This is a genomic window from uncultured Bacillus sp., from assembly GCF_958411575.1.
Classification (GTDB): domain Bacteria; phylum Bacillota; class Bacilli; order Bacillales; family Bacillaceae; genus Bacillus; species Bacillus spizizenii.
This window is the reverse complement of sequence record NZ_CATYRA010000023.1, coordinates 1-10764: the sequence shown is the minus strand read 5'-3', so window position 1 is coordinate 10764 and position 10764 is coordinate 1. Positions and strand designations below refer to the sequence as shown.

8 protein-coding genes and 1 pseudogene are annotated in these 10764 nt (G+C 45.5%); 8 read left to right on the top strand and 1 reads right to left on the bottom strand.

The features are described from left to right. Positions 1–468: 468 nt before the first annotated feature. The 5 genes and pseudogenes from Q5C82_RS20420 to arsC all read left to right on the top strand — a co-directional run bounded on the left by Q5C82_RS20420 (position 469) and on the right by arsC (position 4722). Complete coding sequence (locus Q5C82_RS20420; protein WP_004563100.1) at positions 469–792, top strand: helix-turn-helix transcriptional regulator; 324 nt, start codon at positions 469–471, stop codon at positions 790–792. Between the two features lie 51 nt (positions 793–843). Continuing rightward, positions 844–2574 (top strand): arsenical pump-driving ATPase, encoded by a 1731-nt coding sequence (arsA, locus tag Q5C82_RS20415; RefSeq protein WP_035431023.1) that lies wholly within the window; start codon positions 844–846, stop codon positions 2572–2574. A 42-nt stretch (positions 2575–2616) separates the two neighbouring features. Continuing rightward, complete coding sequence (locus Q5C82_RS20410) at positions 2617–3912, top strand: arsenic transporter (RefSeq protein ID WP_003682896.1); 1296 nt, start codon at positions 2617–2619, stop codon at positions 3910–3912. Positions 3913–3956: 44 nt separating this feature from the next. Continuing rightward, positions 3957–4283 (top strand): annotated as a pseudogene (gene arsD, locus Q5C82_RS20405) (arsenite efflux transporter metallochaperone ArsD). A 19-nt stretch (positions 4284–4302) separates the two neighbouring features. Further along, the gene (gene arsC, locus Q5C82_RS20400) at positions 4303–4722 is read left to right on the top strand and encodes an arsenate reductase (thioredoxin) (RefSeq protein WP_302268402.1); all 420 of its coding nucleotides are present in this window, start codon (positions 4303–4305) and stop codon (positions 4720–4722) included. Positions 4723–4938: 216 nt separating this feature from the next. On the opposite strand, the gene Q5C82_RS20395 is transcribed toward arsC, so the two are convergent. After that, the gene (locus Q5C82_RS20395; RefSeq protein ID WP_003682901.1) at positions 4939–5499 is read right to left on the bottom strand and encodes a sigma-70 family RNA polymerase sigma factor; all 561 of its coding nucleotides are present in this window, start codon (positions 5497–5499) and stop codon (positions 4939–4941) included. A gap of 203 nt (positions 5500–5702) precedes the next feature. Here Q5C82_RS20395 and Q5C82_RS20390 point away from each other — a divergent pair, with 203 nt between their 5' ends. The 3 genes from Q5C82_RS20390 to alsS all read left to right on the top strand — a co-directional run bounded on the left by Q5C82_RS20390 (position 5703) and on the right by alsS (position 10407). Further along, positions 5703–6434, top strand: a complete 732-nt coding sequence (locus tag Q5C82_RS20390; protein WP_240839883.1) for a hypothetical protein — start codon at positions 5703–5705, stop codon at positions 6432–6434. Between the two features lie 85 nt (positions 6435–6519). Beyond that, positions 6520–8244 (top strand): DUF2075 domain-containing protein, encoded by a 1725-nt coding sequence (locus Q5C82_RS20385; protein ID WP_035431026.1) that lies wholly within the window; start codon positions 6520–6522, stop codon positions 8242–8244. A gap of 480 nt (positions 8245–8724) precedes the next feature. Further along, positions 8725–10407 (top strand): acetolactate synthase AlsS, encoded by a 1683-nt coding sequence (alsS, locus tag Q5C82_RS20380; protein ID WP_003682909.1) that lies wholly within the window; start codon positions 8725–8727, stop codon positions 10405–10407. The last annotated feature ends 357 nt before the right edge of the window (positions 10408–10764 follow it).

Genomic DNA, 10764 nt, shown 5'->3' with positions numbered 1-10764 from the left:
GCATAACTTAATAATTTTAGATTTCTAAAGTGTTACCTTGACAGGGGGCAGTGCCCAATGGTAGTGAGTTCTTTGAGGTCGCTAATGAAGTTGACCAAGTAGACTATGCTGATGCTTACTCGCCATGGCAACGAGGGACCAACGAGAACAACAATCGGCTCCTTCGTAGAAGTATCACTAAAGGTACCAGTTTACAATTGTTCAGTGAATTTGACGTTGAACAAGCAAACCTGAGGCTCAACTCCTACCCAAGAAAGATTCTTGGTGGTAAGTCTTCTCTAGACAGATTTGAAGAGGAAATACTTAAGATAATTGGCCCTGAAACATTAGCAGTATAAACCTCGGCCACTCCCGTGGCCGGGTGGCTCACTTAATCTTGCAATTTAGGGTTTTAACAAAGTTGACAAGCCATTGGAGTAGCTCTTATACTATACATAGATGATCGTCTATGTAATGGAAGGAGAAAAAATGGATTATCAAAATTACGTTCAAATGCTAAAAGCAATGGCTGACCCGAACCGCCTAAAAATCATTGATCTGCTTTCATGTGGATCACTTTGTGCTTGTGATATCCTCCAGCATTTTGATCTTTCTCAACCCACTTTGTCTCATCATATGAAGGTTTTGCAAAATGCAGGTATTGTGTTTGCGGTAAAGGATGGGAAATGGCAACACTATTCCCTACAAAAAAGGTTTGTCCAAGAGTTTAAACAGAATACCGACCAACTGTTAGCCGCTGATGAGCACTGCCTTTGCCAACGGTCTGATTGTGAAAAAGATGTTGCCAATTAAGTTTTTTTAAGCAATACATAGACGCGTGTCTATGTAAGGAGCTGAAAAATGATGGAAAAGTATTCGCCACAAGAGATTAATTTAACCAAGTACCTATTTTTTACCGGCAAGGGTGGGGTTGGCAAAACCACGGTTGCCAGTGCCACTGCAATTAGCTTAGTTGATGCTGGTCACCGAGTTATGATCGTTTCCACTGATCCAGCTAGTAACTTGCAGGACGTTTTTAAAGTTAGTTTAACCAATCAGCCAAAGCCGATTCCAAACATTTCCGGTTTGTTTGCTGCCAACTTTGATCCGGTCATTGCTGCGAACGAGTATCGCGAGCAGGTTATTCAACCTTATCGAGGCGTGTTGCCCAAAGAAGCCATTCAGAATATGGCTGAACAATTATCAGGCTCGTGTACGGTTGAAATTGCTGCATTTAATGAATTTGCCAACTTTCTAACTAGTTCTAAGATTAATCAGCAATTTGACTATATTATTTTTGATACCGCGCCGACCGGCCATACCTTAAGAATGCTGCAATTGCCTTCTGCTTGGAGTAATTACCTGGATAAGAATGATCGTGGTGCATCCTGTCTCGGCCAACTAGCTGGCTTAAATGATAAGAAAGCTATGTATCAAAAAGCGGTTGAAACTTTAGGCAATCCTCAAGCGACGACTTTGTTTTTAGTTACCCGACCACAAAAAGGCGCCCTTCTGGAGGCACAACGCGCTTCACATGAGTTGGCAGCCTTAAACATTAAGAACCAGCAACTAATCATTAACGGTATCTTAAATCAGCCAACCGACGCAGTTTCTCAGACTATTTTTAAACAACAGCAAGCTGATTTGCAGAATATGCCAGTCACTTTAGACCAGCTACCCAAGTTAGCAATCCCATTGCGAGCATACAACGTATTGGGATTAGCTAATTTACGACTACTATTGAAAGACCAGCAGCCGCAAATCACTGAGGAACCGGTTACTGCTAGTCACTTTCCTGATCTGGATGTTGTCGTGAAGAATTTAGTGCAGTCAAATAAAAAAATTATCTTCACCATGGGCAAAGGTGGCGTTGGTAAAACAACCGTTGCCGTTCAAATTGCCCAAAAGATAGCTGCTCAACACAAAACCGTGCACTTGGCTACCACTGACCCAGCTGATCATTTGAAATACTTCAAAATCACAAGCCCGCTGATCAAGGTGAGCCATATTGATGAGGAAAAGTCTTTAAAAGAATATCAAAACGAAGTTCTCACTACTGCTAAAAAGACCATGAAGTCTAATGATGTTGATTATGTCGCTGAAGATTTGCGTTCACCATGTACTCAAGAAATTGCTGTCTTCCGAGCTTTTGCTGAGTTAGTCGCCCAAAATGATAGTGACGTCGTTGTGGTTGATACGGCTCCGACTGGTCATACACTCTTACTGTTAAACTCGACCCAAAGCTATGCTCAAGAAGTTGCCCATACCTCCGGCAGCGTCCCACAAGCAGTCGTTAATCTGTTACCAAGACTACAAGATCCTAAGCAAACTGAAATTGTTATGGTAACGCTACCAGAAGCCACGCCGGTTTATGAATCAATGCGGTTAGATGACGATTTGAAGCGAGCCAGTCTAGCTCATACTTGGTGGGTGGTCAACCAAAGTATGTTGGCAACTCAAACCACTGATCCATGTTTGCTGGCTCGAGTGCAAAGCGAAGTTAAATGGATTGATCAGGTAAAAGAGCTTTCGAATAATCATTTTGCTGTTATGCAATGGCAACCAAATTACGAAAAAACGCTTTTAACGGTTTAATTAATTAAAGGAAAAAAATAATTAATCAGTTTAGGAGGTATCATGCAAGTCTTTTTTGCCGTTGGAATTTTCTTACTCACATTATTATTCGTTATCTGGCAACCTAGAGGATTATCAATTGGATGGACAGCCGTTGGTGGTGCAATTTTAGCATTATTGTTTGGCGTGGTGAGTTTTAAAGATGTTGGAAAAGTTACCGGAATTGTCTGGAATGCCACCTTATCTTTCGTGGCTATTATTCTGATTTCACTCATTTTAGATCAAATCGGATTTTTTGAATGGGCCGCCTTACACATGGCTCGCTGGGCAAACGGTCACGGTATTCGCATGTTTATTTTGGTGACCACCTTAGGCGCCGTCGTTGCTGCCCTTTTTGCTAATGATGGGGCTGCTCTGATTCTTACCCCCATTGTTTTAGCAATGGTTCGTGCCTTACACTTTGATGAAAAGCAAGTTTTCCCTTTTATTATTGCCAGTGGCTTTATTGCCGATACCACTTCTTTACCAATGATTGTTAGTAACTTGGTAAATATTGTCTCTGCAGACTTTTTTGGAATTTCCTTTTCAGCGTATGCGTTAAGAATGTGGATTCCTGATCTATTTTCGCTGTTAGGTAGTATTGGTATCCTGTATCTTTACTTTCGAAAAGCATTGCCACGAAAATTTGATGCCACTCAGGTTGCGGAACCCAGTTCTGCACTAAAAGATCAGCGACTTTTCAAGTTTTCATGGGTCGTCTTAATCCTCCTATTGATTGGTTACTTTAGTAGCGGTTTCTTAGGAATCCCCGTCTCCTTTATCGCACTGAGTATTGCGGCTATTTTTCTGATAGTTGGTCAAAGAAGTTCCCATGTTAATGCGATGGCAGCGATTAAAGGAGCTCCTTGGAACATTGTCTTTTTCTCAATCGGTATGTATGTCGTAGTCTACGGCCTTCAGAACGTTGGTCTAACAACATTATTATCAGGTGTCATTACCGAAATCGCAAAAGGTGGTCGGTTTGCTGCCACAATGGGCATGGGCTACTTAGCAGCACTTTTATCGTCATTAATGAATAACATGCCGACCGTCATGATTAATGCACTATCAATCAAAGGCGCTGACGTTTCAGGGCTCATCCATCATACGTTAGTGTACGCAAACATAATCGGATCAGATTTGGGACCTAAGATTACCCCAATTGGCTCTTTGGCTACATTAGTCTGGCTACATGTGTTAGCTCAAAAGGGAGTTAAAATTAAATGGGGGACTTATTTTAAAATTGGAATTGTAACCACGATCCCAGTGTTGTTTATTACCCTATGTGGCCTCTGGTTATCATTATCGATTTTTGGTTAGAAAATATAAATCACAATTACTTTGGAGATGAATAGAATGAAAAAATAGAGCTTTTTGAACCAGCAATGTGTTGTTCAACCGGTGTTTGTGGTCCCAGCGTTGATAAGGAATTGATTCAAACAACGGCCATTCAGCGGTATGTCAGTGTGAATGCACAAGGGTAGGCCATGTTCATTCGTCGTAATTTAGCCCAGAATCCCGATGCCTTTGTTCGAAATCCGATTGTTGCCCAAGAACTAAAACGTCAGGGTATAAATGCTTTACCAATTACGTTAGTGGATGGTCAGTTGGTAAAAACCGGTGAATACCCAACCATTAACGAGTTTAGCAGTTACTTAGACATGGATTTAGTAGCTGCTTTGGTTCACTAATAGTTTAGATGGAGGATTAATGATGACACAAATTTATTTTCTATGTACTGGAAATGCTTGTCGAAGTCAAATGGCTGAAGGATTCGCTAAAAAAATTTTAGGCAATGATTGGCGCGTTGCCAGTGCGGGAGTCGAGGTGCATGGCTTGAATCCATTGGCTGTTAAAGTTATGGCTGAAAAAGGAATAGATATTTCCCAGCAAACATCAAAGTTAATTGATCCCGATTATTTGCTTCACAGTGACCTAGTTGTCACCTTATGTGGAGACGCTCGTGATCGCTGTCCAGTCACCCCACCAACGGTCAAGAAAAAGCATTGGCTACTTCCAGACCCGGCTTTAGCAGCTAGATCCGAACAGGATAGAATAGTAGTTTTTCGGAAGGTCAGAGATCAAATTGAGCAGCAGATTATTGACTTAGCAAAAGTCGGTAACCTCTGAGGAATCAGTAGGTCCGTAACCAATACGAATTTTAAAATAGCGGTAGAAAACCGTATATTCAGATAACAAACATTCTGAGTATTCGGCTTCCTACCGCTACTTTTCGTATGGATGTTCCATTAACCCCTACTTCTATTGATAGTCACATTATAGCAAATTTTCCCCAAAAAAGTTGTGTAACGACAAAATGTGTCTACAAGGCGCGCTATGATAAACTTACGGGTCCTTGGTAAAGAGCTGGCGGGCGATGGCAAAGACGCGGCGCCGGAGTTCGTAAACCGAGGGGCGGGAAATGTGTAGTTGCTTGGCGATTTCGGCGTTGGAAAATTGCTGGAGAAATAAGGATAGGTATTCTTGTTGCCGCAGGGAGAGGGCCCGCATCAGGCTGGCCCACTGCTGGCGGTTCTCGATGTTGGTCAGGTAGCCAGCCGCCCAGGGGTCTTGCATGGCTGCCAAGTGATAGGCGGTGGCCGGCGAGGTGTCGGTCGAGACCTGGCGCTCATCTTCTTGGTGCCAACTCTTCTTTAAGAGGTCCAAAATCCGCCAATAAATCAACTTATAAGCAAAGGCATAGAAGCGGTCGCGTTCGGCGTCGACACTGCCTTTGAAGGCGACGTAGGCCCGAGCGTAAGCGATACAGCCCTCCTGGTAAAAATCATCGTAATGGCGGTGAAACTTGCTGACGTGGAGCTTGGCTAAGGCCATTTTGACTAAGCGCTCCTGATCGTGGCGACAAAGGTCGATCAACCCTTCACGCATCGTTCGTTCGGTAATCATGGTATCAAGTCCTTCGTGATTATTTCTCCGGCCGGGATAGGTTAAAGATACCAAAATACCGCCATATAGGGAATTCTCCTAATTTATGAATCATTAGCGAATTTTTATTGACAGGCCTGAAAAATTTAAATATGGTTATATTCGGCGGGGCTGTGAAAGCGGTTCCACAAGGAAAAATTATTTTGAGGAGGATTTTGGGAAAAATGGCACCACTAGTTGATTTTCACGATGCAACGACATTGCTAGGTGATTTTACCATGGTCAAGAGCTACACGATTGATTGGAAAAAGACGGTAGTCGTCTACCGGGGTGGTCACCATCAAACGGTGGTGGTGACTAACGAAGGCGACGCCCTGCTGGTTGATAGTCCGCTACCGACCTTGCTCCAGCACTTCTGCCAAGATCACTGCCTGTCGTGGGCCTGGCACGAACCGGTCAAGCGGATCTTTTATGACCGCTTCACCCATAAGGAACGGCTGTCGGAAGCCTACATCATGGGCTTAAACAAGCTGATCCCTTACAAGGACAAGAACGCGCCGGACGCTGGCTACTTCATGGCCCACCTGCTTTGTGACTACCAAGAACTCGCCAGAGAACAGGTCATGTTGATCTTTGAGGGTGGGGTACGGGTGAAGATTCGCGCTAGTGCCAGCGCCGTGCGTCGCCAGCTCGACCGGGCCAATAAGTTAGCCCAGATTCATTTGGACGTCTTGGACTTTATGAACCGGGAGGCCGGCCTCTACGTCAACGAGCGCTTGAAGAACTACGAACGGATCCGGGTGTCATCTGAAACCGCCCGGACCTTCACCAAGTACGCGATGCTGGAAAGCTTTAAGGTCAGCCACCAGGCAGCCTTTGACCAACAGCCGACCGCCCATGACATCGCCGAAGTGGAACGAAAAATGTTCAAGAAGTCGGGGGCGTTGAAGAAATGAGCAACTGATAAGCAGTGATTATTCGGTATAATGAATAACAGGAAATAACTGTGAACGAAGTATGAAGGATAATGGGAGTAAAGAAATGAAGCTAGACCCGATGATTAAAGAGTACCCTTATAATAACCAAGGCCTAAAGGAGTTGGAAGAGGGCGAGTCTAGAGAAGAAAGCAAGATTATTTCAAGGTACCCAACTGTCTATGTTGTAAACGATAAGAAAAAGAAGAAAATTTATTCAGTTTACGTTGGTGAGACCAATAATATTGCTAAAAGGACTGCTCAACATCTTCATGACGATCCCAAAAGTCGGGAAGATTGGCGGGAGCTATCGGAATCAAAAACGGCCAAGATGTATGTGATCGGCCACCAGCACTTCAATAAGTCGATGACACTCGATATTGAAAATCAGTTGATGCTGTACCTAAGCAGTGTTGAGAACGTAAAGGCGCTCTATAATCGGCGTTCAAATGACCAAGATGAATACTATCCGGTAAACGAAGTCCAAGATATCTTTACTCAAATATGGACGCAACTGCATCAGAAAAATAGTGAATTATTCCCAGCGATGGATGTGCTTAAAGACTTAGCCATCTTTAAGGCTTCACCCTTTCACAAACTGACGCATGAACAGTTAGAAGCCAAAAACCTAATCATGGAACGGGTTAATTCTTCTTTGGATAATGACGAGGAGGGCCAACTCATTATGGTTACGGGTGAGGCCGGGGCTGGTAAGACCGTATTGTTGAGTAACTTATTTTACGATTTGGTGGGTTACAAAAAATACGGCCATCCGCTAAACGTTCACATCATGGTTAATCACGATGAACAGGTTAAGGTTTATAGGGAAATTTCCAAGAAATTGGGGATCGATGTAAATCTGGTGGGTAAGCCAACCAGTTTTATAAATAAGGGTGAAAAGGCCGACGTCATCTTAGTTGATGAGGCCCACTTACTATGGACCCAAGGTAAGCAGTCATATCAGGGGACTAATCAACTAGAAGACCTCCGTAAATTGGGCAAAGTGGTTGTGATCATCTTTGACCAACACCAAGTCTTACGTTCCCAACAGATTGTTGAAGCTGCACAACTTCAAAAGATGGTTGGTGAAGCCTTAAAGTCGGATAACTTGATTGAACTAAAGAATCAATTACGAATTGACGCAAATGAATCAACAATTCAATGGGTTCGCAACCTAGTTGATCACCAAAAAGTTGGGAAACTTCAATCAGATAGCAAGTACGAGATAAAGGTCTTTGATTCGCCAAAGGATTTAGAGAATGCCATTCAAATCAAGAACCGTTCTGACTTGGATAGCCACTACGCAAATGGTATTTCCAGACTAATTGCGACCTTTGATTGGACTTTTTCAACCGGGAGTAAACCTGCGGATGGGAGTCCAACATGGGACGTTAAAATTGGTGACTGGCGAATGCCATGGAACAATCAACTGAAGACAAAGCAAAAGCGAAGCGTTAGTTACCGAAATTTATCCTGGGCCGAGCGAAGTGAAACCATTAATGAAGTTGGCTCAACGTATACAATTCAAGGGTTTGATCTAAATTATGCGGGGGTGATTATCGGTCCCTCCGTTAAATACCGTGATGGTATGATCGTGTTTGATCCTAAAGCGCACGCAAATAAGGATGCAAACCAAAAACGAACCCTGCAAAGTGGTGAGAAGCGTTCCTTTGCCGAAAAACTGATCCGAAATGAATTGAATGTTCTACTAACCCGGGGAGTTCACGGCTTATATATTTATGCGGTCGACCCTGAACTTCGTGAAGCCCTAAAGAAGGCAATGCCACATTAGGGACGTTTTCTGTTCATCGCGGATGATGTTTAAAGAAAAGATTGAATAATTCTTTGCCGGCCTCGGCTAAGGTACAGTACCCTGCTCCTCAGCCTCTATTCTTTTAATCCCTTCCTTCACCACATAATAACGTCCGAACGGAACGTAAGGTGGAATGGTGATGTAATACCGGACCTCAAAAGTTTGTAAAAATTTTGGTGTGTTCGTTTAATCACAACACAAAGTATTTCTTAACTTTTAGGTGCGCCCAGTCGCCCCTGACTACTAGAATTTAGGTTTAATTTCAAAGGGATTTGCACTTTGTTAAGAAGAAAGATAAGTGTTTAAATGAACAAAGTCAAACAGAGGGGTGAAAACTGTTCAATAAATCACGATGATTAGCGCGACTTTAGCTGGTATTGCCGAATTATTGGTGCTAGGATCTGATAAGAGAGACGCCAAAGTGAGCAAATTCGAAATTCAGGCAAAGGGAGAATTGAAATGACAGAAGAAAAGAAACGCTACGGGGCTGACGCGATTGTCGACAGCCTTGCTAATCACGACGTTAAGTACGTCTTTGGGGTGCCGGGGGCTAAGATCGACCGGCTCTTTGAACGGTTGGACCACCCGGTGAACCCGAAGGCGCCTAAGCTAATCGTAACCCATCACGAACAAAACGCTTCGTTTATTGCCGGTGGGATTGGTCGCTTGACCGGCAAGCCGGGGGTGGTCTTGACCACTTCTGGCCCTGGGGTATCCAACTTGGCCACCGGGCTGGTAACCGCCACGGCCGAAGGGGACCCGGTCTTGGCCATTTCAGGGCAAGTTCCGCGCCGCGACTTAAAGCGCCTAACCCACCAAAGCATGGATAACGCCGCCCTCTTGGCACCGGTAACCAAGTACAGCGCCGAAGTCCAAGACCCGAATAACCTTTCCGAAGTCTTGTCCAACGCCTACCAAGAAGCTGTCGCACCAAAGCAGGGGGCGGCCTTTGTTTCGGTACCGCAAGACGTCACCGACGGGGAAGTCACTTCCGCCCCGTTAGCTCCGCGCGAAGACGTCAAGTTGGGGCCAGCCAACTTGAGTGACGTGGAATGGTTAGCCAAGCAGGTTAAAGACGCCAAGTTACCGGTACTCTTAGTCGGAATGCGGGCTTCTGATGAAGAAACCACCGCCGCTATCCGCCAGCTGGTGGCCGAAACCCACCTGCCGGTCGTGGAAACCTTCCAAGGGGCCGGGATCATTTCCCGCGAACTGGAAAGCGACTTCTTCGGCCGGGTCGGCCTGTTCCGTAACCAACCGGGGGACCGGGTCTTAAAGGAAAGCGACCTCGTGATCGCCGTGGGCTACGACCCGATCGAATACGAACCACGCAACTGGGATCCGACCGCAAGCGCTAGGGTCGTCGTGATCGATACCAAGCAAGCCCAACTAGACAACAACTTCCAACCAGAACGTGAACTGATCGGCGACATCGCTTCAACCTTGACCCTCTTGTCACCACAGTTGACTGGTTACAGCGTGCCGAAGAACTCCCGGGCCTTCTTGGACCAGGTTCAAATTGAGGTCACGACCCGCGACGAGCCGAAGCCAGTTAAGGAAGGCCAAGTCCTCAACCACCCGCTCAACATCGTCGCGGCGATGCAAGAACGGATTGACGATGACATGACCGTGACCGCCGATATTGGTTCCTTCTACATCTGGTTAGCCCGTCACTTCCGTAGCTACCAACCACGCCACCTGCTCTTCACCAACGGGATGCAAACCCTAGGGGTGGGCTTACCATGGGGGATTGCGGCCGCCCTGGTTCGGCCAAATTCCAAGGTCGTTTCCGTATCTGGGGACGGGGGCTTCCTCTTCTCCGCACAAGAACTGGAAACGGCGGTCCGCTTGAACTTAAACATCGTGCACCTGGTTTGGAATGACGGGAACTACGACATGGTTAAGTTCCAAGAAGAACTCAAGTATGGCCACGACGCCGGGGTCAAGTTCGGCCCGGTGGACTTTGCCAAGTACGCCGAGAGCTTCGGCGCCACGGGACTGCGGGTCGAAAAGGCCGCTGACCTGGGCAAGGTTCTCGACAAGGCCTTTGCCACCCAAGGGCCTGTTGTGGTCGACATCCCGGTTGACTACTCCGACAACCCAGAATTGGGTAAGCAGTTGATTCAGGATAACATTAACTAGTGGAAGTGCGGAACAGCCTCCTTTCGCTAGCAAAGAAATAGCTGAAGACCAACGTTTGAATAACGCGGTCTCAGCTATTTTTTATGGACATATTTCAGCTCTGAATGGTTTCTTTACTGTTAGACAGATAACGTGCTCCCAACCACAGGCCTAATGTCTAAGTACGGGCAATGAACGATGCGTGCCGCATCAACCCTTGCCCTAGCTTAGCCATACGGCCTGTCGAGGAGGTTGGTCGCACTCACTTCTTGTTACTTTTAGAATTACTCTAGGCGAATATCAGTGTGGTAGGGGAGTTGCTGTTTTAATTAATATTAGCCGGAAATCCCGTGACTTTAGTCATGGGATGGATAGGCC